The sequence below is a fragment of the Pseudomonas sp. GW101-3H06 genome, from assembly GCF_059424605.1.
Window position 1 is genome coordinate 1 of the sequence record NZ_JBWKZO010000001.1, and the last position, 23,466, is coordinate 23,466.

Sequence of the window (23,466 nt, forward strand, 5' to 3'; positions counted from 1 at the left end):
ATGTCCCGACTCAATCCCCGGCAGCAAGAAGCCGTGAGCTACGTCGGCGGCCCTCTTTTGGTGCTCGCCGGTGCAGGCTCCGGCAAGACCAGCGTGATCACGCGCAAGATTGCCCACCTGATCCAGAACTGCGGTATCCGCGCCCAATACATCGTCGCCATGACCTTCACCAACAAGGCCGCACGCGAGATGAAGGAACGGGTCGGCACCCTGCTGCGTGCCGGTGAAGGCCGGGGCCTGACGGTCTGCACCTTCCACAACCTGGGCCTGAACATCATCCGCAAGGAACACGTGCGGCTGGGCTACAAACCGGGCTTCTCGATCTTCGACGAGACCGACGTCAAGGCCCTGATGACCGACATCATGCAGAAGGAATACTCGGGCGACGACGGCGTCGACGAGATCAAGAACATGATCGGCGCCTGGAAAAACGACCTGATCCTGCCCGCCCAGGCCCTGGAAAACGCGCGCAACCCCAAGGAACAGACCGCCGCCATCGTCTACACCCACTATCAGCGCACGCTCAAGGCGTTCAACGCGGTGGACTTCGACGACCTGATCCTGCTGCCGGTGAAGCTGTTCGAAGAGCATGCCGACATCCTGGAAAAGTGGCAGAACAAGGTGCGTTACCTGCTGGTGGATGAATACCAGGACACCAACGCCAGCCAGTATCTGCTGGTAAAAATGCTCATCGGCAAGCGTAACCAGTTCACCGTGGTGGGCGACGACGACCAGTCGATCTATGCCTGGCGTGGCGCGCGTCCGGAAAACCTGATGCTGCTCAAGGAAGACTACCCGTCCTTGAAAGTGGTGATGCTGGAGCAGAACTACCGGTCCACCAGCCGCATCCTGCGCTGCGCCAACGTGCTGATCTCGAACAACCCCCACGAATTCGAAAAGCAGTTGTGGAGTGAAATGGGTCACGGCGACGAGATCCGTGTGATCCGCTGCCGCAACGAAGACGCCGAAGCCGAACGCGTGGCCATGGAAATCCTCAGCCTGCACCTGCGCACCGACCGCCCGTACAGCGATTTTGCGATCCTCTACCGCGGCAACTACCAGGCCAAACTGATTGAGCTGAAATTGCAGCACCATCAGGTGCCGTACCGCCTGTCCGGCGGCAACAGCTTTTTCGGACGTCAGGAAGTGAAAGACCTGATGGCCTACTTCCGCCTGATCGTGAACCCGGACGACGACAACGCCTTCCTGCGAGTGATCAACGTCCCACGCCGGGAAATCGGTTCGACCACGCTGGAGAAACTGGGCAACTACGCGACCGAACGAAAAATCTCGATGTACGCCGCCACGGACGAAATCGGCCTGGGCGAACATCTGGACAGCCGTTTCACCGATCGCCTGTCGCGTTTCAAGCGCTTCATGGACAAGGTCCGTGAGCAATGCGCCGGCGAAGACCCGATCTCGGCCCTGCGCAGCATGGTCATGGACATCGACTACGAGAACTGGCTGCGCACCAACAGCTCCAGCGACAAGGCCGCCGACTACCGCATGGGTAACGTCTGGTTCCTGATCGAGGCGTTAAAAAACACGCTCGAGAAGGACGAAGAAGGCGAAATGACCGTCGAAGACGCCATCGGCAAACTGGTGCTGCGCGACATGCTGGAGCGCCAACAGGAAGAGGAAGACGGCGCCGAAGGCGTGCAAATGATGACCCTGCACGCCTCCAAGGGCCTGGAATTCCCCTACGTGTTCATCATGGGCATGGAAGAGGAAATCCTCCCGCACCGTTCCAGCATCGAAGCCGACACCATCGAAGAGGAACGCCGGCTGGCCTACGTAGGAATTACCCGCGCGCGTCAGACCCTGGCCTTCACCTTTGCCGCCAAGCGCAAACAATATGGCGAGATCATCGACTGCGCGCCAAGCCGCTTTCTCGATGAGTTGCCACCGGACGACCTGGCCTGGGAAGGCAACGACGACACCCCGACCGAGGTTAAAGCCGTTCGCGGCAACAACGCATTGGCGGATATACGCGCGATGTTAAAGCGCTAGAATTGACCACTTTATTTAGACCTTCGGCGCAAAAGGCGCCAAAAGAGGACAGCTTCATGGAAGCCCTGCACAAAAAAATCCGCGAAGAAGGCATCGTGCTTTCCGATCAGGTCCTGAAAGTCGACGCCTTTCTGAACCACCAGATCGACCCGGCCCTGATGAAGCTGATCGGCGACGAATTCGCCACGCTGTTCAAGGACTCGGGCATCACCAAGATCGTCACCATCGAAGCCTCGGGCATCGCCCCGGCGATCATGACCGGCCTGAACCTCGGCGTGCCGGTGATTTTCGCCCGCAAGCACCAGTCCCTGACCCTGACCGAAAACTTGCTGTCGGCGACTGTGTACTCGTTCACCAAGCAGACCGAAAGCACCGTGGCGATCTCCCCGCGCCACCTGACCAGCAGCGACCGCGTGCTGATCATCGATGACTTCCTGGCCAACGGTAAGGCGTCCCAGGCGCTGATCTCGATCATCAAACAGGCCGGCGCCACCGTGGCGGGCCTGGGGATCGTGATCGAGAAGTCGTTCCAGGGCGGCCGTGCGGAGCTGGATGCGCAGGGGTACCGCGTAGAGTCGTTGGCGCGGGTGCAATCGCTGAAGGATGGCGTTGTAACCTTCATCGAATAACCAACAACACCGTATTTCCCCTGAGGGAGCCAGCCTGCTGGCTCCCTCAGTTGCTCTGGGCGTAGGCGTTATAGCGCGGTGGCTTTCAGGCCGGTGAGCAACAGTCGTTGGAACAAATCCTCTTTCAGCCCTTCAGGGTTGCTCAGCTGCATCCGCTGCAAATGCCCGGAAAATTCCGAAGCCGGCGGTGCATCCAGTGCAGCTTTGCCCAATTCCAGTATCTGGCTCAGTTTGAACTTGCTCTTCAGCCAGTTCAGCGCTCGCAACAAATCTTTTTCCACCTCAGTGAAATCACAACCCAGCGGATACTCCGCAAACAACTGCACATGCCGCGCCTGTATCGCCTGCAAGCGTTGCGGACGGTTGTCGGTGAAACGCGGATCGAGACGAAAATCCTTGGGCAACTTGCCGACCTGTTGCGCTTGTTCGATCAAACCCTGCTGAAAGCGTGAGTCACTGATGTTCAACAGCGCTTCGATCACCGCTGCATCGGTCTTGCCGCGAAGATCGGCGATGCCGTACTCGGTGACCACGATGTCCCGCAAATGCCGTGGGATCGTGCAGTGGCCGTACTCCCAGACAATGTTTGAACTGACATCCCCACCCGACTCGCGCCAGCTGCGCAGCAGCAACACCGAGCGCGCGCCTTGCAGTGCATGGCCCTGCACAACAAAGTTGTATTGCCCGCCGACGCCGCTGAGCACCCGCCCGTCTTCGAGTTGGTCCGCCACGCCGGCACCAAGCAGGGTCATGGTGAAGGCTGTGTTGATGAACCGTGCATCGAGACGCTGCAAACGCTTGAGCTCTTCCTGACCATAGAGCTCGTTGATGTAGCTGATGCGGGTCATGTTGAATTCGAGCCGCTTGTTCTGCGGCAACTCGCGCAAGCGCTCATAGAAACTGCGCGGTCCGAGGAAGAAACCGCCATGCACCGAGACGCCATCGGTCTGCGCCGCTTCATCGAGGGTGCCAGCATTCGCCTGTTGTTGGGTCGGTACGTCCGGATAGACCTTGCGCCGCACGATCCCCGCATCGGCCAGTACCAACAGGCCGTTGACGAACATTTCGCTGCAGCCATACAGGCCCTTGGCAAAGGGGTCGAGGCCGCCTTCGCGCTCGATCAGTGGCGCCCATGGGCTGAGGTCCACGTCCGCGAGCAATGCCTGGTAACCACCGTTATCCGCCTGGCGTGCCAACAACGCCGCCGTCAGCGCATCGCCCATGGCGCCGATGCCGATCTGCAGCGTGCCACCATCGCGCACCAGCGTACTGGCGTGCAAACCGATGAAATGATCCTGGAACCCCACCGGCATGTTCGGCGTAGAAAACAGCGTGGTGTGATCTTTCTCGTCGATCAGCACATCGAAAGTGTCGATACCGACTTCGGCGTCACCGGGCATGTAGGGCAAGTCGTTGTGCACCTGGCCGACCATCAGGATCGTCTCCCCGGCGGCTCGGCGCTTGGCGATCATCGGCAACAGGTCGAGAGTGATGTCCGGGTTGCAGCTCAGGCTCAAGCAGTCGGGATGCTCGGCATGACTGGCCACCAGTTGCGCCACCAGGTTCAAGCCCGCAGCGTTGATGTCCCGGGCCACATGACTGTAGTTGCTGCTGACATAGTCCTGCTGCGCCGCAGGACTGTTGAGCAGGCTACCGGGCTGCATGAAAAACTGCTGGATATGAACATTGCCCGGCAGGCTGTCGCGGTGCAGGTCGGCGAGGAAATCCAGCTCGGGATAATCGCCGAAGACCCGGTCAATGAACGGTTCAAGAAAGCGCCTCTGCAAGCCGTCGCCCAATGCAGGTCGCCCCAGGCACAGTGCGGTGTAGATCGTCAGCTGCCGTTGGGGCAATTGCGCGACGCGTCGATACAGTACGTTGACGAAATGGTTGGGTTTGCCCAGGCCCAGGGGCAGGCCCATGTGAATATGCGCTGGCAATCTGGCCAACACCTCATCGACCGCTTGCTCGATAGAACACAGCTGCACCATCCGATCCTCCCTTACATTCCATGAACTGGGGTTGGACCGAGCTTGCCGGGTCTTTGCTGCAATGAACACCAAAACCTTTGCAAGAGGATCGGCAGGCACAAAAAAGCCGCTCGCAAGCGGCTTTTTTGTGAAAGAGGCAGGCTTGTTACAGGCCCGACATCTCTTTGATGGCACCTTTGAGCTCGTCATCGGAGCAGTCGGCACAGGTGCCTTTAGGCGGCATCGCGTTGATACCGGTAATGGCTTTGGCCAGGATACCGTCGAGGCCGCCCTGGTGATCGGCACGTTCTTTCCAGGCTGCCTTGTCGCCGATTTTCGGCGCGCCCAACAGGCCGGTGCCGTGGCAAGCATTGCAATGCTTGGCAATCACATCTTTAGGCGCCTTGGCACCGCCACCACCGCCAGCAGCAGCGGCGACTTCCATGCCTTTGCACTCTTTACCCTGAACACAGACCTGGCCGACTGGCTCAAGGCGTTTGGCAATTTCGTCGTTGGTCGCAGCTTGAGCGCTGACAGCCCAGAGGGCCAGTACGGTTGCTGGTGCGGCCAGCATTTTCATAATTAGGTTCACGCGTTCACCCTCAATGGTGGCTATTCACGCCTGCGGCCACGGTTCGCAGGCGGGCGCAAGTATAGCGGTAAGCCCGCGACACTGAAACAACCCCAAAGTCGAAGGGGTCTTGTTGCGCAACGGAAAAACAGCTCGGGTGCCTCGGCCATGCTGGCAGGGCGCCTCTTTTCTTAGAAATTCGCGGGTGTAGCTGCGCTGATTAGTCGCGCCGGCGCATCGAACGGATTACGGAAACGGTGCGGCTTGGTACTTTCAAAGTAGTAGCTATCGCCGGCTTCGAGCACAAATGTTTCGAGCCCGACCACCAATTCCAGCCGACCTTCCACCAGAATTCCGGTTTCCTCGCCTTCGTGGGTGAGCATCTCGTCGCCGGTGTCGGCGCCTGGCGGGTAGATTTCATTGAGGAACGCGATAGCCCGGCTCGGGTGAGCCCGGCCGACCAGCTTCATGGTCACCGCACCATCGGAAATATCGATCAGCTCGTTGGCCTTGTAGACGATCTGAGTCGGTTTTTCCTGCAGGATCTCTTCGGAAAAGAACTCGACCATGGACATGGGAATGCCGCCCAACACTTTCCTCAGCGAACTGATCGAGGGGCTGACACTGTTCTTCTCGATCATCGAAATGGTGCTGTTGGTGACGCCCGCGCGTTTGGCGAGTTCACGCTGGGAAAGACCTTTGAGCTTACGGATCGATTGCAGTCGTTCACCGACGTCCAAAGCTTGCGCCTCCAGGGATTCAGATTGTTGGAATATTGAGCGTTATCATGGCGACAGCGTTCAGTATTTACAACACTTTGACCTGAATCCTGTTCAGTGAGGCGACTTTCGGTCCGGCTCGCTTGCCGTCAACTCCCGGAATAGAGCATTGGCACCCGACGCAGGTTGCAGAAGATCTGATAAGGAATCGTGCCCGCAGCCATGGCCACGTCGCTGGCCAGGATGTTTTTGCCCCACAACTCCACCGTCGAGCCCAGGCCAGCCTGTGGAATATCGGTCAGATCGACGCACAGCATGTCCATCGATACCCGGCCGATCAACTGGCTGGGTTGCCCGGCCACCAGGACCGGCGTACCGGTCGGAGCGAGACGCGGGTAGCCATCGGCGTACCCCATGGCCACCACCCCAACACGCATCGGCTTCTGGGTGATGAATTTCGCGCCATAGCCGATCGGCTCGCCGGCCGGCAGTTCACGCACGCTGATCACCTTCGATTCGAGGGTCATCACCGGTTGCAGGCGCGAAGCGACGGCATTGGCTTCTTCGAAAGGCGTGGCGCCGTAAAGCATGATGCCCGGGCGCACCCAATCACTCGGAATCTGCGGCCAACCCAGCACCGCCGGCGAATTGCGCAGGCTGACCTCGGCCGCCAGGCCCTGACGCGCTGCGTCGAACACCGCGACCTGCTCGGCACTGGCCTGGCAATTCAATTCATCGGCACGGGCGAAGTGGCTCATCAGTACAATCTTCGCCACTTTGCCGCTGGCCAGCAGCCGTTGATAGGCCGATTGATAATCCTTCGGATGCAGCCCCACCCGGTGCATGCCCGAATCGAGCTTGAGCCAGACCGTGATCGGTTTGCTCAGTGGCGCTTTTTCGATCGCTTCGAGCTGCCACAACGAATGCACCACGCACCAGAAGTCATGCTCGACGATCAGCGACAGTTCATCGGCTTCGAAAAAGCCTTCCAGCAACAAGACCGGCGCGCGAATACCAGCGGCGCGCAGTTCCAGTGCCTCCTCGATACAGGCCACGGCAAAGCCATCCGCCTCGGCTTCGAGCGCCTGGGCGCAACGCACCGCGCCATGACCATAGGCATCGGCCTTGATCACCGCGAGGGCGCGGGCTCCCGTGACTTCACGGGCGATCCGGTAGTTGTGACGAAGGGCTTGAAGGTCGATCAGGGCACGGGCAGGACGCATGGCGGCAGACTTCTGGTCGGTCGTTTGGAAGAAAAACCGGCGCTGGCTGACGGCGTTAACCGCCAACAGCACCGGGAGAGGGATCTTTCTGACTGGCTCAAGGCAAAGCGGTTACCCGCGACAGCCCATGCACTTACTGGTGAGCTGGCGCTGGATTAACGTGCTTTGCGGATTCCTGTTGCTTGTTGCCATAACGGGAAATATCCAGGCCTTCGGCGCTGATCTGTGGTTTTCTCTTCGCCATCAAGTCAGCCAGCAAGCGACCGGAACCACAGGCCATGGTCCAGCCAAGCGTGCCGTGACCGGTGTTCAGGAACAGGTTCTTGAACGGGGTGGCACCCACGATAGGGGTGCCATCCGGCGTGGTCGGACGCAGGCCGGTCCAGAAACTTGCCTGGGCCAGATCGCCGCCCTGAGGATAAAGGTCGTTGACGATCATCTCCAGGGTTTCGCGTCGACGCGGGTTCAGCGACAGGTCAAAACCGGCAATTTCCGCCATGCCGCCGACGCGGATGCGGTTGTCGAAACGGGTGATCGCGACCTTGTAGGTCTCGTCGAGAATGGTCGAGGTCGGGGCCATCGCCGGGTTGGTGATCGGCACGGTCAGGGAGTAGCCCTTGAGCGGGTACACCGGCGCCTTGATACCCAGCGGCTTGAGCAATTGCGGCGAATAGCTGCCCAGCGCCAGCACGTAGCGGTCAGCGGTTTCCAGCTTGCCGTCGATCCACACTCCGTTGATGCGATCACCGGCGAAGTCCAGGCGCTGAATGTCCTGGCCGAAACGGAACTGCACACCGAGTTTCGCGGCCATTTCAGCGAGCTTGGTCGTGAACATCTGGCAGTCGCCGGTCTGGTCGTTTGGCAAGCGCAAGGCACCGGCGAGGATATCGGTGACGCTGGCCAGGGCCGGCTCAACGCGGGCAATGCCTTCGCGGTCGAGCAATTCGAATGGCACGCCGGACTCTTTCAGCACGGCGATGTCTTTCGCGGCGCCATCAAGCTGAGCCTGGGTGCGGAACAGCTGGGTCGTACCGAGGCTGCGGCCTTCGTAGGCAATGCCGGTTTCGGCGCGCAGTTCGTCGAGGCAGTCACGGCTGTATTCGGACAGTCGGACCATGCGCTCCTTGTTCACCGCGTAACGGCTGGCGGTGCAGTTGCGCAGCATCTGCGCCATCCACAGGTATTGATCGATATCGGCGGTCGCCTTGATCGCCAGCGGCGCGTGACGCTGCAGCAGCCACTTGATGGCTTTGAGCGGCACACCCGGCGCAGCCCAGGGTGAGGCATAACCCGGCGACACCTGGCCGGCGTTGGCGAAACTGGTCTCCATGGCAGCAGCCGGCTGCCGGTCGACTACCACCACTTCAAACCCGGCACGCGCCAGATAATAAGCACTGGTGGTACCGATGACGCCGCTACCCAAGACCATAACGCGCATTTTCATATCCCTCATCGCGGCTGACCGCTGACGTGTGTAGTTCAGAGCTTTAGATGTGCGCAGTGTAAAAAAGATTGGTCAGTGATTTTCACTATATAAGCGCCTATATTTGGCGACAATTCTCGGCAAAAACCCTTTTCACGGAGGCGCATCCCCTATGCGTACCAACACTCAAACCAAACGTGAGCTGGACAAGATCGACCGCAACATCCTGCGGATCCTGCAAGCGGACGGGCGTATCTCTTTCACCGAGCTTGGGGAAAAGGTCGGGCTATCGACCACGCCCTGCACTGAGCGGGTCCGGCGCCTGGAGCGCGAGGGGATCATCATGGGCTACAACGCGCGGCTCAACCCTCAACACCTCAAGGGGAGTCTGCTGGTGTTCGTCGAGATCAGCCTGGACTACAAATCCGGCGACACCTTCGAAGAGTTCCGACGAGCGGTGCTGAAACTGCCCCATGTGCTGGAATGCCACTTGGTATCAGGGGATTTCGACTATCTGGTGAAAGCGCGGATTTCCGAGATGGCCTCGTACCGCAAGCTGCTGGGCGACATCCTGCTCAAGCTGCCCCATGTGCGCGAATCCAAGAGCTATATCGTGATGGAAGAGGTCAAGGAGAGTTTGAGCTTGCCGATTCCGGATTGAGGTTTTATAGCGCCTGTTCGGCCGCCTTCGCGAGCAGGCGACCCGGTCTGACTGTTAAACGAGAACTTGCCGGTTACTCGCCATATACTCGAACACCTGCTTTTCGACCCGCGGGTGAATCAATTCCACCGGCCGCCGCCCATTGGGGCACGGCAAAGTCTGGGTAGTACCGAACAACCGGCAGATCAACGGCCGCTCGTCATACACGGTGCAGCCGTTCGGCCCGAGATGGACGCAGTTGAGTTCGTCCATCGCCGCTTCCTGCTCGGCCCGGGTCTTGCGCGGCAGGCGCGACATTTCTTCCGGCGAGGTAGTCACCGGACCACAGCAGTCGTGACAGCCGGGCACGCACTCGAACGAGGGAATCTGCTGGCGCAGCGTGCGAATTTTCTGACTGTTGCAGCTCATCGAGGCGGTGACCGATTTCAGGAAAGAGCGTAATTCTGAGGCAAAAGTCGCGATCCAGACAGCGGTAACCGACCAATGTTGCCCGCCCGCGAAGGCCCGGCTTATGCTCCGTCAAATTTTCTAAACACAAGAACCAGGATCACGCACATGACAGCCCGTGCTCAGCAACCTGTCCCGAGCCACCAACACACGGCCTCTTATTACGCAGCCAGCAGCCTGCCGCAGCCGGATTACCCGGTGCTCAAAGGCGAAGTGGTGGCCGATGTATGCGTGGTCGGCGGCGGTTTTTCCGGGCTGAACACCGCGCTGGAACTGGCCGAGCGCGGCCTCAGCGTGGTGCTGCTCGAAGCCCATAAAATCGGTTGGGGCGCCAGCGGGCGCAACGGCGGGCAGCTCATTCGCGGGGTTGGTCACGGCCTCGATCAGTTTACCCATGTCATCGGCACCGACGGCGTGCGTCAGATGAAACTCATGGGTCTGGAAGCGGTGGAAATCGTCCGACAGCGGGTCGAGCGTTTTCAGATCCCTTGTGACCTGACCTGGGGTTATTGCGACCTGGCCAACAAGCCCCGCGACCTCGAAGGTTTTGCCGAGGACGCCGAAGAACTGCGCATTCTCGGTTATCGCTACGAGACCCGCCTGCTGCAACCCCACGAAATGCACACCGTGGTGGGATCCGACCGTTACGTGGGCGGCCTGATCGACATGGGCTCCGGGCACTTGCATCCACTGAACCTGGCGTTGGGCGAAGCCGCCGCCGCGCAACAACTGGGTGCCAGACTGTACGAACAGTCAGCCGTCACCCGCATCGATTACGGCTCCGAAGTCAAGGTGCATACCGCCCAAGGCAGGGTCCGCGCCAAGACATTGGTGCTGAGCTGCAATGCCTACCTCAATGAACTCAACCCCGAACTCAGCGGCAAGGTACTGCCCGCCGGCAGCTACATTATCGCCACCGCGCCTCTGAGCGAAGAACTGGCGCACTCGCTTCTGCCGCAGAACATGGCGGTCTGCGATCAACGGGTGGCGCTGGATTACTACCGACTCTCGGCGGACCGCCGCTTGCTGTTCGGCGGTGCCTGCCATTACTCGGGACGGGACCCGAAAGACATCGCGGCCTATATGCGGCCAAAGATGCTGGATGTTTTTCCGCAATTGGGCGACGTGAAGATCGATTATCAATGGGGCGGCATGATCGGCATCGGCGCCAACCGCCTGCCGCAAATCGGCCGTCTCAAGGACCAGCCGAACGTGTACTACGCCCAGGCTTACTCCGGGCATGGCGTGAATGCCACGCATCTGGCCGGCAAATTGCTGGCCGAAGCCATCAGCGGGCAGCAGAGCAGTGGCTTCGATCTGTTTGCCAAGGTCCCGCACATTACCTTCCCGGGCGGCCGGCATTTGCGCTCGCCGCTATTGGCGTTGGGGATGTTGTGGCATCGGTTTAAAGAGTTGGTCTGAAGATCTTGTGGCGTTTTAGCGGACGTCTTCGCGAGCAGGCTCGCTCCCACCATTGATCTCTGTCGATCACAGATAGTGTGCATACAGATGATCTCCTGCGGGAGCGAGCCTGCTCGCGAATGGAGCTGAGGAGCTCATTGCTATCAGATCCGCCAGAAAGGTTTCAACCCCTCCTCCCGCGCCTGCTCACGCGTCAGCCCGACATCCTTGAGCTGCTCGGATGTCAGCGTCAGCAACGCCTTGCGCGTGTGCAGACTATGCCAGAACAGACCCCAACGACTCAGGCCGGACGGCGCGTTGCGCATGTGCGCCTCGCGTGCATCGTTATCTTGCCCAGCCGCCAGTTCCTGACTGTGTAACGTCAGCCGCACATCGCTCAAGCCGTTCATTTTGAATGCTCCTGTTTACTTGGGTAGCCAGAGCTTTCATGATGCGTGGATGGCGAAAACCATTACAGATCCAACGCATCTGTATTATTTCAATACAGATTGTTCGCCTCAGGCTCTGAATCCTGGTTTTTTCACCCATCTGTACTGGTTAGCCGTATCACTTACCTCGAGACTGCGCCATGACCCTTTACGTCAACCTCGCTGAACTGCTCGGCACGCGTATCGAGCAGGGCTTCTATCGCCCTGGCGACCGGCTGCCGTCGGTACGGGCGCTGAGCGTCGAACATGGCGTCAGTCTGAGTACGGTGCAGCAGGCCTATCGCGTACTGGAAGACAGCGGATTGGCCACGCCAAGGCCTAAATCCGGGTACTTCGTGCCGGTGAGTCGCCAATTACCGGAGCTGCCAGCGGTGGGCCGCCCGGCGCAGCGGCCTGTGGATATCTCGCAATGGGATCAGGTGCTGGAGTTGATTCGCGCGGTGCCGCGCAAGGATGTAGTGCAATTGGGTCGCGGCATGCCGGACATCACCACCCCCACCCTCAAGCCCCTGCTACGCGGCCTGGCGCAGCTCAGTCGTCGGCAAGACATGCCTGGTCTGTATTACGACAACATTCACGGCAACCTCGAACTGCGCGAACAGATCGCCCGGCTGATGCTCGATTCCGGTTGCCAGTTGAGCCCCGGTGACCTGGTGGTCACGACCGGCTGCCACGAAGCGTTGTCCACCAGCATTCGCTCCATCTGCGAACCGGGGGATATCGTGGCCGTGGACTCGCCGAGCTTTCATGGCGCCATGCAAACCCTCAAGGGCCTGGGCATGAAAGCCCTGGAAATCCCTACCGACCCGCTCACCGGGATCAGCCTCGATGCACTTGAACTGGCCTTGGAACAGTGGCCGATCAAGGCCATACAGTTGACGCCCAACTGTAACAACCCACTGGGCTACATCATGCCGGAGTCGCGCAAACGCGCATTGTTGACGCTCGCACAGCGTTTCGACGTGGCGATCATCGAAGACGATGTGTATGGCGAATTGGCCTACACCTACCCGCGCCCACGCACGATCAAATCCTTCGACGAAGACGGCCGCGTCCTGCTCTGCAGTTCATTTTCCAAGACCCTTGCCCCCGGCCTGCGCATTGGCTGGGTCGCACCCGGTCGCTATCTGGAACGCGTGCTGCACATGAAATACATCAGCACCGGCTCCACCGCGCCGCAACCGCAAATTGCCATCGCCGAATTCCTCAAGGGCGGTCACTTCGAACCGCATTTGCGGCGGATGCGCACGCAATACCAACGCAATCGCGATGCGATGATCGATTGGGTCACCCGCTATTTCCCCGTCGGCACCCGCGCCAGCCGCCCGCAAGGCAGTTTCATGTTGTGGGTTGAACTGCCTGAAGGCTTTGACACCCTGAGACTGAATCGCGCCTTGCACGATCAGGGCGTACAGATTGCCGTGGGCAGCATATTTTCCGCTTCGGGCAAGTATCGCAACTGCCTGCGTATGAACTACGCTGCCAAACCAACGGCACAGATTGAAGAAGCCGTACGCAAGGTCGGCGCCGCCGCCATCCAGCTGCTGGCGGAAACCGACTGGCTGACCGACTGACCTTTCTGAAGCGTTCAGCGTCCATATGCCAACATTCGCCAATCGGAACGATCCCACGTGAGAGTCAGACAGCCCCTGCTTGCTCTGGTGTTACTTGCTTCGTTCCTCGGCGGCTGCGCCAGTTTTGACGTGCAGCGCCAACCGAGCCAGGCATTGCCGGCGAGCGCTTCGGCATTCGGCCGTTCGGTCCAGGCCCAGGCCGCCCCTCATGAAGGGAAATCAGGCTTTCGCCTGCTGTCCGACAGCACCGAAGCCTTCACCGCCCGCGCCGAACTGATCCGCAACGCCCAAGGCAGTCTCGATCTGCAGTACTACATCGTGCATGACGGGATCAGTACGCGAATGCTGGTGGAAGAAATGCTCAAGGCCGCCGACCGCGGCGTGAGGGTGCGAATTCTCCTCGACGACACCACCAGCGATGGCCTGGACCGCACCATCGCCACCCTTGCGGCACATCCACAGATTCAGATTCGCGTGTTCAACCCCTTGCATCTGGGGCGCAGCACCGGCGTGACGCGCACCATGGGCCGCCTGTTCAACCTGTCGCAGCAACATCGGCGCATGCACAACAAGCTGTGGCTGGCGGATAACAGCATGGCCATCGTCGGCGGGCGCAATCTGGGGGACGAATATTTCGATGCCGAGCCGAATCTGAATTTCACGGATATCGACATACTCGGCGTCGGCCCCGTCGCCGAGCAGCTGGGTCACAGTTTCGACCAGTACTGGAACAGCGCCTTGAGCAAGCCGGTAGAGCAGTTCCTGTCGAGCAAACCGACTGCACAGGACCTGAAAAACACCCGCACGCGGCTGGAAGAATCCCTGGAGGAGTCTCGCAAACAGAACCACGCGCTGTTTCAACAATTGATGAAGTTCGCCACCGACCCGCGCCTGGATATCTGGCGCAAAGAGCTGATCTGGGCCTGGAACCAGGCGTTGTGGGATGCGCCGAGCAAGGTACTGGCGGACGGCGAGCCAGACCCGCAGTTGCTGTTGACCACCCAGTTGGCGCCCGAACTTAACGGCGTCAGCAAAGAGCTGGTGATGGTCTCGGCTTACTTCGTGCCGGGCCAGCCGGGGCTGGTGTACCTGACCGGCCGTGCCGATTCCGGCGTATCGGTGCAATTGCTGACAAATTCACTGGAAGCCACCGACGTCCCGGCGGTGCATGGCGGCTATGCACCGTATCGCAAAGCCCTGCTGGAGCATGGCGTGCAACTCTATGAATTGCGCCGCCAGCCCGGTGATGAAAGCGGCAGCGGACCTCGCCTGTTTTCCCGACGATCCTATGGCGAATCCGATTCCAGCCTGCACAGCAAGGCGATCATCTTCGACCAGCAGAAATCTTTCATCGGTTCATTCAACTTCGACCCGCGCTCGGTACTGTGGAACACCGAAGTCGGGGTGCTGGTGGACAGCCCGGAATTGGCGGCCCGCGTCCGCGAACTGGCGCTGGAGGGCATGGCGCCGGCCCTGAGTTATCAGGCGCGGCTGGAGAATGGCCAAGTCGTCTGGACCACTGAAGACGACGGCAAAATGCACACCCTGACCAAGGAACCAGGCAGTTGGTGGCGGCGCTTCAATGCCTGGCTGAGCAACACGGTGGGGCTCGAGCAGATGCTTTAAGCCGGTTCGACAACCGCGCCAAACGCCCCCTGGCGCGACACTAGAATCACCAGTCCCAACGCACCCGCCGCCATCAGCAACGGCAACGCATGCCCGCTGATCCACTGACTGCCGGCACCGGCGATCAACGGCCCGAGCAGGCAACCGATGCCCCACAGTTGCGCGATGTGTGCGTTGGCCCGAACCAGCGCATCGTCACGATAACGCTCGCCGATCAGGATCAGGGACAAGGTAAACAAACCGCCGGCACTGGCGCCGAACAACACCCACAACGGCCAGATCAGCAGCGTGTCGATCAGCAACGGAATCGCCAGACTCGACACCAACAAAACCATCGCACACCACGTGAACAATGCACGACGCGACATGCGATCCGCCAGCGCACCGATCGGCAATTGCAACAAGGCATCCCCCACCACCACCGTACTGACCATCGCCAGCGCGATTTCCGTGGTGAAACCCTGACGCAAGCAGTACACCGGCAGCAATGTCAGGATCATCGCCTCGAACGCCGCGAACAGCGACACTGCCCAGGCAATCGCCGGCAAGCCACGACAGAACGTCAGCAAATCACCGAAGGTCACGCTGCAGGCCTCGCTGCTGGGCGCGCCACTGCGGCCCAATAACAGAAACGGCGCCGCCACCAGCAAACCGACCCCGACCCAGAAGCCATAATCATGCTCAGTGCCCAGGACACCTAACAATATCGGCCCAGCCAACTGACTCAACGCGTAGCTGCTGCCGTACAGCGCCACCAGCCGTCCGCGCCATTCTTCGACCACCAGTTGATTGATCCAGCTTTCGCCAAGGATGAACACCAGGGTCAGCACCACACCGATCATCAAGCGCAGCACCAGCCAGATCGGATAGCTCGGCATCAACGCCAGCAAACCGATGGACACCGCCCCGCCCCACAAACACAGACGCATCAAATTGGCCGTGCCGAGACGCGCCGCCAGATGACTGGAGATCTTCGCACCCAGTAGAACGCCTATGGCTGGCATCGCTGCCATCACACCGATGGCAAACGAGCCGTAACCCCAGCTTTCCAGGCGAAACGACACCAGCGGCATGCTGACGCCCAGGGCCAGGCCGACACTCAAGACAGACGCCAACACGGCGAAATACGTCGCCCAACGCATGTTCCACGCTCCTGTGGATAGTTTTTATGTACAACACAAAACACTGTGGGAGCGAGCCGGCTCGCGAAGACGGAGCAACATTCAACATTGACGTCGATTGTTATACCGCTTTCGCGAGCAGGCTCGCTCCCACAGGGGATACGCGTCGTTTGGGGATGCCTGCTACTACAGCAGGCTCCCGTTAACGGCTTACAACTTGATCCAGGTCGCCTTCAGCTCGGTGTACTTGTCGAACGCATGCAGCGACTTGTCGCGGCCGTTGCCGGACTGCTTGAAGCCACCGAACGGTGCCGTCATGTCGCCGCCATCGTACTGGTTGACCCACACGCTACCGGCACGCAGTGCCCTGGCGGTCAGGTGAGCCTTGGAGATGTCAGTCGTCCACACTGCAGCGGCCAGGCCATAAGGCGTGTCGTTGGCAATAGCAACGGCTTCTTCGGCGGTGTCGAAGGTGATGACCGACAACACAGGTCCGAAGATTTCTTCCTGGGCGATTTTCATCGCGTTGCTCACGCCATCGAAAATCGTCGGCTCGACGTAGGTGCCACCGGTTTCCTGAAGTGTACGCTTGCCACCGGCCACCAGTTTGGCGCCGTCAGCGTGACCGGATTCGATGTAGGACAGCACGGTGTTCATCTGCTGGGTATCCACCAGCGCACCGACATTGGTCGCCGGGTCCAGCGGGTTACCTGGCTTCCAGGCTTTCAGCGCCTCGATCACCAGCGGCAGGAATTTATCCTTGATGGAGCGCTCCACCAGCAGGCGCGAGCCGGCGGTGCAAACTTCACCCTGATTGAAGGCGATGGCGCCAGCCGCCGCTTCGGCCGCTGCTTGAAGGTCCGGAGCATCGGCGAACACTATGTTCGGGCTCTTGCCGCCGGCTTCCAGCCAGACGCGCTTCATGTTCGACTCACCGGAATAGATCAGCAGCTGCTTGGCGATCTTGGTCGAACCGGTGAACACCAAGGTGTCGACGTCGTTATGCAGGGCCAGGGCCTTGCCGACGGTATGACCGTAGCCGGGCAGCACGTTCAGCACGCCTGCCGGAATGCCGGCCTCAACGGCCAGTGCAGCGATACGGATCGCGGTCAGCGGGGATTTTTCCGACGGCTTGAGGATCACCGAGTTACCGGTCGACAGCGCAGGCCCTAGCTTCCAGCACGCCATCATCAACGGGAAGTTCCACGGCACGATGGCGCCGACCACGCCGACGGGTTCGCGGGTCACCAGACCCAATTGATCGTGCGGAGTGGCGGCCACTTCGTCGTAGATCTTGTCAATGGCTTCTCCGCTCCAGCTCAGGGCTTGCGCCGCGCCGGGAACGTCGATGTACAGGGAGTCGCTGATCGGCTTGCCCATGTCCAGGGTTTCAAGCAGTGCCAGCTCCTCGGCGTGCTGTTTCAGCAGGCCGGCGAAACGGATCATCGCGGATTTGCGTTTGGTCGGCGCCAAGCGCGACCAGACGCCCGAATTAAAGGTGGCGCGAGCGTTTTCCACAGCGCGCTGGGCGTCGGCGGCGTCACAGCTGGCAATCTTGCCCAGCAGACGGCCATCGACCGGGCTGATGCACTCGAAGGTCTCGCCGGAGACAGCATCGGTGTACTCGCCATTGAGGTAAGCACGGCCTTCGATCTTCAGATCGCGAGCCTTTTGTTCCCAGTCGGCACGAGTCAGGGTGGTCATTCGAGTGTCCTCCTCTTATTGAATACGACACCCGCGTTCTTCGCGGGCGCTGTCAGGAATTCTGCCCGGCCAGCCTGCTTTTCGGCCAAGGGCAACCGCCACCCTAAACCAGCGGCAGGTGAAGTTTCAATATATTTGACACAAGGCTGGCAAACGGCCTTGCGATGTTCATTTTAATAAACATAGACTTTGGCAACAGTCACCACTCGTACCGCAATGACGGGGGAATACAACAATGAGCATCCAGAACATCGTCGACTTCAGCCAGGCCACCACCGCCGCCGAACGCTATCGTCCAGACCCGACCAAGGTGCTCAAGGGCGATCCTGAGCAAGCGGTGTTCAACCACTACAACAGTCCTTGCGGCCAGCTGAACGCCGGCGTGTGGGAAGGGGCTGTCGGCCAGTGGACAGTGAACTTCACCGAACACGAATATTGCGAAATCGTGCAGGGTGTTTCCGTGCTGCGTGATCTTGATGGTAACGCCAAGACGCTGCGGGTTGGCGATCGCTTCGTCATCCCGGCAGGTTTCCGGGGCACCTGGGAAGTGCTGGAGCCATGCCGCAAAATCTATGTGGCGTTTGAGCAGAAGGCCTGACAATTAGCGTTGCCTGGGCCGACGCTTTCGCGAGCAGGCTCGCTCCCACAGGAGATCAGTGTGTCACGGACATTGTGGGAGCGAGCCCGCTCGCGAAGGGGGCCCGACAGGCAATACCTGTCCATCAGGCAACAAAAAAGGCCCGTATCTCGCGATACGGGCCTTTTTCGTAAGTCGGGAAAAATCAATTACTTGATTTTGCCTTCCTTGTAGATCACGTGCTTGCGAACAACCGGATCAAATTTCTTGATCTCGATTTTGTCCGGAGTAGTGCGCTTGTTCTTGTCGGTAGTGTAGAAGTGACCAGTACCGGCGCTCGAAATCAAACGAATCAATTCACGCATGATTAGCTCCCTTAAACCTTGCCATCGCGACGAAGTTCGGCCAGCACGACACTGATGCCACGCTTGTCGATGATGCGCATGCCTTTGGCAGATACGCGCAGACGTACGAAACGTTTCTCTTCTTCAACCCAGAAGCGGTGATGCTGCAGGTTCGGCAGGAAACGACGACGGGTTTTGTTGTTTGCGTGGGAAATGTTATTCCCAGTCACCGGACCCTTACCGGTAACTTGACATACTCTAGACATGCCTCAGCCCTCTAAAACCACATGCCCAACCCGGCATGGGTTGGCCGCTTAATCTCTAGTCATTGTGGCGCCAGGCGCCGCGATTCTTTAGAGGTCTTACCGGCTACACCTACAGTGAAGGAACCGGGCCCCTAGAAAAGAGCGCTGCTTTATACCAGAAAGACTGGAGAGCAACAACATTCGCTGTGCCTTGAATGGAGAAAAACCCGGTTTTCCACGCCACAAGCGCTTTGGATAAAGGCTGTCGTCGTTTTCGACCGCTCGTCGCGAGAATCTGCCCCACGCCACGACGCCGCCGTTTTTCCACCCGAGCACAGCAAAATCAGGCGCCTATAGTCCCCTGAAAATGAAAAAGGGGATAGTCATTTGCAAAGGAGCCCACTAGGGTAAGCCTTTTCCAGACTGCACTTGCAGATGGGCCTTCGATCTGTAAAGGAATCCGACCATGCGCCTCGCTGCCCTACCGCTGTTGCTCGCCCCGCTTGTGCTGAGCCCACAGGCCTTCGCCGCCGCCCTGAGCGTTTGCACCGAGGCCAGCCCCGAAGGGTTCGACGTGGTGCAATACAACTCTCTGACCACCACCAACGCCTCGGCGGACGTGCTGATGAACCGTTTGGTGGATTTCGACACGGACAGCGGCAAAGTGGTCGCCAGTCTCGCCGAAAGCTGGGAAGTCAGCCCCGATGGCCTGACATATGTGTTCAGGCTGCGCCCGCAGGTGAAGTTCCACCGCACCGAGTATTTCAGCCCGACGCGCGAAATGACCGCCGAGGACGTGAAGTTCAGCTTCGACCGCATGCTCGATCCGGCCAACCCCTGGCACAAGGTCGCCCAGAGCGGCTTCCCCCACGCGCAATCCATGCAATTGCCGGCGCTGATCAAAAAAATCGACGCCCTCGACCCGCTGACCGTGCGCTTCACGCTGGACCATCCGGATTCGACCTTCCTCGCGACCCTGAGCATGGGTTTCGCCTCGATCTATTCGGCCGAGTACGCCGATAAACTGTTGAAGGCCGGTACCCCGGAGAAGCTCAACAGTCAGCCGATCGGCAGCGGCCCGTTCGTGTTCACGCGCTTCCAGAAGGACGCCTCGATCCGCTACAAGGCCAACCCGGACTACTTTGGTGGCAAGCCGTCAGTGGACCCGCTGATCTTCGCCATCACCCCGGACGCCAACGTGCGCTTGCAGAAGTTGCGTCGCAATGAATGCCAGATCGCCCTGTCGCCCAAGCCTCTTGATGTACAGGCCGCGCTGAAAGAGCCGACCCTGAAAGTGGAAAAGACTGACGCGTTCATGACCGCATTCGTCGGCATCAACAGCCAGCACCCACCGCTGGACAAGCCTGAAGTGCGTCAGGCGATCAACCTCGCTTTCGACAAGGCCAATTACGTCAAGGCTGTGTTCGAAGACACCGCCGAGCCTGCCAATGGCCCCTACCCGCCGAACACCTGGAGCTACGCCAAAAGCCTGCCGGGCTATGCCCATGACGTGGAGAAAGCCAAGGCGTTGATGGCCAAGGCCGGACTCAAGGACGGCTTCCAGACCACCATCTGGACTCGCCCGTCGGGCAGCCTGCTGAACCCGAACCCCAGCCTCGGCGCCCAACTGCTGCAGTCTGACCTCGCGGAAATCGGCATACAGGCCGAAATTCGCGTGATCGAATGGGGCGAGCTGATCCGTCGTGCCAAGGCCGGTGAACATGACTTGCTGTTCATGGGCTGGGCCGGCGACAACGGTGATCCGGACAACTTCCTTACGCCGCAGTTTTCCTGCGCCGCGGTCAAATCCGGCACCAACTTCGCTCGCTATTGCAACCAGGACCTGGACAAGCTCATCAGTGCCGGCAAGACCACCGGCGAGCAAGGCGTGCGCACCAAGCTCTACGAACAGGCTCAGACGCAAATTCAGCAGCAGGCATTGTGGCTGCCGCTGGCACACCCGACGGCTTTTGCCCTGACTCGCAAAGATGTCGAGGGTTATGCGGTGAGCCCGTTTGGGCGGCAGGACTATTCGAAGGTCAATATCAAATAATCCGTCCGGCCACAAAACCTGTGGGAGCGAGCAGGCTCGCTCCCACAGAGCCTTGCTTAGCGCCACCCCGCTTTACATCCACCCATATTCAGCCATCGAAAGCGGATCGCCATCGCCGATGATGAAATGGTCAAGCACCCGCACATCAATCAGCTCCATGGCCTTTTGCAGACGCTTGGTGAGCAGCCGGTCGGCCTGACTGGGGTCGGAGTTGCCCGACGGATGGTTATGGCAAAGGATCAGCGCCGCCGCGTTGTGTGCCAGCGCGCGCTTGACCACCTCCCGTGGATGGACACTGGTGTTGTCGATGGAGCCACGAAACAGTGCCTCAAAGGTAAGCACCTGATGTTTTGAATCCAGAAACAGACAACCGAACACTTCGTGAGGCTCATGGCGCAGCATCGCCTTCAGGTAATCGCGCACCGCACGCGGATTTTCCAACACTGGCTTGAAGCGCAGCCGCTCAGCCAGATGCCGTCGACTCATTTCCAGAATCGCCTGCAATTGTGCGAACTTTGCCGCACCCAGTCCTAACTGCCTGCTGAACGTCGGGAGATCCGCCTCCAACAGTGACCGCAGACTGCCAAATTGCCCCAGCAGATGCCGCGCCAGATCCACCGCGCTTTTGCCTGACACCCCGGTTCGCAAAAAGATGGCCAGCAATTCGGCATCCGAAAGGCTTGCCGGCCCCTGTTCAAGAAGCTTCTCCCGCGGCCGCTCCGCCGCCGGCCAATCGCGAATACTCATAGCACCTCCCTGTCTGTGGGCGCCGCTGTTCCGTAGCGGTCGCTGTGATATCGTAGCCCATCTTTTTTGCGGGCGAATTCACCCTGGGGAGGGGGTTTCGCTACGTTTGTCACCCACGAATTGAAAGGCAGGCCTATGCAGCGGCTGTATCGGAAACGCATTGTTCTGGGCGTCGGCGGCGGCATTGCTGCCTACAAAAGCGCCGATCTGGTTCGCCGACTGATGGACCAGGGCGCCGAAGTGCGCGTGGTCATGACTCGCGGCGGCAGCGAATTCATCACGCCACTGACCATGCAGGCCCTGTCCGGGCACCCCGTGCATCTGGACCTGCTGGACCCGGCGGCCGAAGCGGCCATGGGCCACATCGAGCTGGCCAAATGGGCTGACCTGGTGCTGATCGCCCCCGCCACCGCAGACCTGATCGCCCGATTGGCTCAAGGCATAGCCGACGATTTGCTGACCACGCTGGTGCTGGCCACTGACGCAGTGGTCGCGGTTGCTCCGGCGATGAACCAGGCCATGTGGCGCGATCCAGCCACCCAGGCCAACCTGCAAACCCTGGAAAGCCGCGACCTGAAAGTCTTCGGCCCAGCCTCCGGCAGCCAGGCCTGCGGCGATGTCGGCCTGGGCCGCATGCTCGAAGCCACCGACCTGGCACAGCTGGCCGCGGATTGCTTCAAGCGCCAGGCGCTGACCGGCAAACACGTGCTGATCACCGCCGGCCCGACCCAGGAAAACATTGATCCGGTGCGCTACATCACCAACCACAGCTCCGGGAAAATGGGCTTTGCCCTGGCCGAAGCCGCAGTCGAAGCCGGCGCCCGCGTGACCCTGATCACAGGCCCGGTGCACCTGCCGACTCCAGACCGTGTTACCCGTATCGACGTAGTCAGCGCTCGCGACATGCTCGCCGCCTGCGAAGCCGCGATCCCTTGCGACCTGTTCATTGCCTCGGCAGCGGTCGCGGACTACCGCCCGGAAGTCGTCGCCCCACAGAAACTCAAGAAAGATCCTACGAACGGCGACGGCCTATTACTACAGATGGTGCGCAACCCGGACATCCTGGCCAGCATCGCCACCCGCCCCGACCGTCCGTTCAGTGTCGGTTTCGCCGCCGAAACCGAACACCTGCTCGACTACGCCGCGCGCAAGTTGAAAGACAAGAATCTCGATTTGATCGTCGCCAACGACGTCGCCAACCCGAGCATTGGCTTCAACAGCGAAGAAAACGCCTGCAGCGTGATCGATCGTCAGCTTCACGCCACGCTTTTCGCCCAAACTAGCAAGAGCAAGATTGCTCGCCAGTTGATCACTTTCATCGCCGAACGTCTGAACCAGGTTTAATTTACATGCACGCTTTGCAAGCCAAGATCCTCGATCCTCGCATCGGTACCGAATTCCCGCTGCCGCAATACGCCACTCCAGGCTCCGCCGGTCTAGACCTGCGCGCTATGCTGGAAAAAGACATTGTGATCAAACCGGGCGACACCGTGCTGATTCCTACGGGGCTGTCGGTCTATATCGGTGACCCGAACCTCGCGGCGCTGATACTGCCGCGCTCTGGCCTGGGCCATAAGCATGGCATCGTACTGGGTAACCTGGTCGGCCTGATCGATTCCGACTACCAGGGCCCTCTGATGGTCTCGTGCTGGAACCGTGGCCAGACCGATTTCACCATGGTCGTTGGCGAGCGCCTGGCGCAATTGGTACTTGTGCCGGTGGTACAGGCACATTTCGAGATGGTCGAAGAGTTCGTCGAGACCCAGCGCGGCACTGGCGGCTTCGGTCATTCCGGCAGCCACTGATCCGACAGGATCCATTGTGGCGAGGGAGCAAGCTCCCTCGCCACAAAATTTGTGCTGATTTTTGCACCGTGCTGGTGTCATGGCCCTTTCATACCACGAACTCTCTGTGAAAAACGTCGTCATACCTTTCACTTTGAGCCTGCCCACGAATGATTCGCAGGCAGGTC

At 59.9% G+C, this 23,466-nt stretch carries 22 protein-coding genes; 10 read left to right on the forward strand and 12 right to left on the reverse strand.

The annotated features are described in order from the left end of the window. Window positions 1-2,010: a DNA helicase Rep gene (rep, locus tag AC07ZE_RS00005; RefSeq protein WP_095194407.1), complete on the forward strand. Its 2,010-nt coding sequence runs from the start codon at window positions 1-3 to the stop codon at window positions 2,008-2,010. Window positions 2,011-2,066: 56 nt separating this feature from the next. Then, window positions 2,067-2,639, forward strand: a complete 573-nt coding sequence (locus AC07ZE_RS00010; protein WP_007934646.1) for a xanthine phosphoribosyltransferase — start codon at window positions 2,067-2,069, stop codon at window positions 2,637-2,639. Window positions 2,640-2,707: 68 nt separating this feature from the next. Here AC07ZE_RS00010 and AC07ZE_RS00015 read toward each other — a convergent pair whose 3' ends face one another. The 5 genes from AC07ZE_RS00015 to dadA all read right to left on the reverse strand — a co-directional run bounded on the left by AC07ZE_RS00015 (window position 2,708) and on the right by dadA (window position 8,560). Continuing rightward, window positions 2,708-4,630 (reverse strand): acetyl-CoA hydrolase/transferase C-terminal domain-containing protein, encoded by a 1,923-nt coding sequence (locus tag AC07ZE_RS00015; protein WP_207259874.1) that lies wholly within the window; start codon window positions 4,628-4,630, stop codon window positions 2,708-2,710. Between the two features lie 145 nt (window positions 4,631-4,775). Further along, entirely contained in the window at window positions 4,776-5,189 is a 414-nt protein-coding gene (locus AC07ZE_RS00020; RefSeq protein ID WP_310650387.1) for a c-type cytochrome, read from the reverse strand. A gap of 182 nt (window positions 5,190-5,371) precedes the next feature. Further along, window positions 5,372-5,920 (reverse strand): cupin domain-containing protein, encoded by a 549-nt coding sequence (locus AC07ZE_RS00025; RefSeq protein WP_007947433.1) that lies wholly within the window; start codon window positions 5,918-5,920, stop codon window positions 5,372-5,374. Window positions 5,921-6,048: 128 nt separating this feature from the next. Then, window positions 6,049-7,122, reverse strand: coding sequence for an alanine racemase (gene alr / locus AC07ZE_RS00030; protein ID WP_207259875.1), 1,074 nt, complete (start codon window positions 7,120-7,122; stop codon window positions 6,049-6,051). A gap of 133 nt (window positions 7,123-7,255) precedes the next feature. Next, window positions 7,256-8,560: a D-amino acid dehydrogenase gene (gene dadA / locus AC07ZE_RS00035; protein ID WP_137807185.1), complete on the reverse strand. Its 1,305-nt coding sequence runs from the start codon at window positions 8,558-8,560 to the stop codon at window positions 7,256-7,258. Window positions 8,561-8,717: 157 nt separating this feature from the next. On the opposite strand from dadA, the gene AC07ZE_RS00040 reads away from it, so the two are divergent. Continuing rightward, complete coding sequence (locus AC07ZE_RS00040; protein WP_003177284.1) at window positions 8,718-9,206, forward strand: Lrp/AsnC ligand binding domain-containing protein; 489 nt, start codon at window positions 8,718-8,720, stop codon at window positions 9,204-9,206. A gap of 54 nt (window positions 9,207-9,260) precedes the next feature. Here the strand turns inward: AC07ZE_RS00040 and AC07ZE_RS00045 are convergent, their stop codons facing one another. After that, window positions 9,261-9,614, reverse strand: a complete 354-nt coding sequence (locus AC07ZE_RS00045; RefSeq protein ID WP_095194411.1) for a YkgJ family cysteine cluster protein — start codon at window positions 9,612-9,614, stop codon at window positions 9,261-9,263. 147 nt (window positions 9,615-9,761) lie between these two features. On the opposite strand from AC07ZE_RS00045, the gene AC07ZE_RS00050 reads away from it, so the two are divergent. Beyond that, entirely contained in the window at window positions 9,762-11,075 is a 1,314-nt protein-coding gene (locus AC07ZE_RS00050) for an NAD(P)/FAD-dependent oxidoreductase (RefSeq protein ID WP_207259884.1), read from the forward strand. A gap of 143 nt (window positions 11,076-11,218) precedes the next feature. Here the strand turns inward: AC07ZE_RS00050 and AC07ZE_RS00055 are convergent, their stop codons facing one another. Further along, window positions 11,219-11,464, reverse strand: a complete 246-nt coding sequence (locus AC07ZE_RS00055; RefSeq protein WP_207259885.1) for a DUF1127 domain-containing protein — start codon at window positions 11,462-11,464, stop codon at window positions 11,219-11,221. A gap of 179 nt (window positions 11,465-11,643) precedes the next feature. Here AC07ZE_RS00055 and AC07ZE_RS00060 point away from each other — a divergent pair, with 179 nt between their 5' ends. Both AC07ZE_RS00060 and AC07ZE_RS00065 read left to right on the forward strand, forming a co-directional pair. Continuing rightward, the gene (locus AC07ZE_RS00060) at window positions 11,644-13,077 is read left to right on the forward strand and encodes an aminotransferase-like domain-containing protein (protein ID WP_207259886.1); all 1,434 of its coding nucleotides are present in this window, start codon (window positions 11,644-11,646) and stop codon (window positions 13,075-13,077) included. A gap of 57 nt (window positions 13,078-13,134) precedes the next feature. Next, entirely contained in the window at window positions 13,135-14,703 is a 1,569-nt protein-coding gene (locus AC07ZE_RS00065; protein WP_207259887.1) for a phospholipase D family protein, read from the forward strand. Here AC07ZE_RS00065 and AC07ZE_RS00070 read toward each other — a convergent pair. Together AC07ZE_RS00070 and AC07ZE_RS00075 are read right to left on the reverse strand one after the other, a co-directional pair. After that, the gene (locus AC07ZE_RS00070) at window positions 14,700-15,845 is read right to left on the reverse strand and encodes an MFS transporter (RefSeq protein ID WP_207259888.1); all 1,146 of its coding nucleotides are present in this window, start codon (window positions 15,843-15,845) and stop codon (window positions 14,700-14,702) included. The genes AC07ZE_RS00065 and AC07ZE_RS00070 overlap by 4 nt on opposite strands. Window positions 15,846-16,034: 189 nt before the next feature. Continuing rightward, window positions 16,035-17,528 carry an aldehyde dehydrogenase gene (locus tag AC07ZE_RS00075; RefSeq protein WP_207259891.1) on the reverse strand — a complete coding sequence of 498 codons (1,494 nt, stop codon included), beginning with the start codon at window positions 17,526-17,528 and terminating at the stop codon, window positions 16,035-16,037. 235 nt (window positions 17,529-17,763) lie between these two features. Here AC07ZE_RS00075 and AC07ZE_RS00080 point away from each other — a divergent pair, with 235 nt between their 5' ends. Continuing rightward, complete coding sequence (locus AC07ZE_RS00080; protein ID WP_095194418.1) at window positions 17,764-18,126, forward strand: cupin domain-containing protein; 363 nt, start codon at window positions 17,764-17,766, stop codon at window positions 18,124-18,126. A 188-nt stretch (window positions 18,127-18,314) separates the two neighbouring features. Here AC07ZE_RS00080 and rpmG read toward each other — a convergent pair whose 3' ends face one another. After that, window positions 18,315-18,470, reverse strand: coding sequence for a 50S ribosomal protein L33 (gene rpmG / locus AC07ZE_RS00085; protein WP_007894709.1), 156 nt, complete (start codon window positions 18,468-18,470; stop codon window positions 18,315-18,317). A gap of 11 nt (window positions 18,471-18,481) precedes the next feature. Next, window positions 18,482-18,715 (reverse strand): 50S ribosomal protein L28, encoded by a 234-nt coding sequence (gene rpmB / locus AC07ZE_RS00090; protein WP_003177273.1) that lies wholly within the window; start codon window positions 18,713-18,715, stop codon window positions 18,482-18,484. Window positions 18,716-19,160: 445 nt separating this feature from the next. Here rpmB and AC07ZE_RS00095 point away from each other — a divergent pair, with 445 nt between their 5' ends. Then, window positions 19,161-20,747 carry an ABC transporter substrate-binding protein gene (locus AC07ZE_RS00095; RefSeq protein ID WP_207259892.1) on the forward strand — a complete coding sequence of 529 codons (1,587 nt, stop codon included), beginning with the start codon at window positions 19,161-19,163 and terminating at the stop codon, window positions 20,745-20,747. Window positions 20,748-20,819: 72 nt separating this feature from the next. Here the strand turns inward: AC07ZE_RS00095 and radC are convergent, their stop codons facing one another. Continuing rightward, a complete protein-coding gene (gene radC, locus AC07ZE_RS00100) occupies window positions 20,820-21,494 on the reverse strand; it encodes a RadC family protein (RefSeq protein ID WP_207259893.1) in 675 nt (224 codons plus the stop codon). Between the two features lie 135 nt (window positions 21,495-21,629). Between radC and coaBC the strand changes: the two genes are divergently transcribed. Continuing rightward, the gene (coaBC, locus tag AC07ZE_RS00105; protein WP_207259895.1) at window positions 21,630-22,838 is read left to right on the forward strand and encodes a bifunctional phosphopantothenoylcysteine decarboxylase/phosphopantothenate--cysteine ligase CoaBC; all 1,209 of its coding nucleotides are present in this window, start codon (window positions 21,630-21,632) and stop codon (window positions 22,836-22,838) included. Window positions 22,839-22,843: 5 nt separating this feature from the next. Then, complete coding sequence (dut, locus tag AC07ZE_RS00110; protein WP_207259896.1) at window positions 22,844-23,299, forward strand: dUTP diphosphatase; 456 nt, start codon at window positions 22,844-22,846, stop codon at window positions 23,297-23,299. Window positions 23,300-23,466 lie beyond the last annotated feature (167 nt).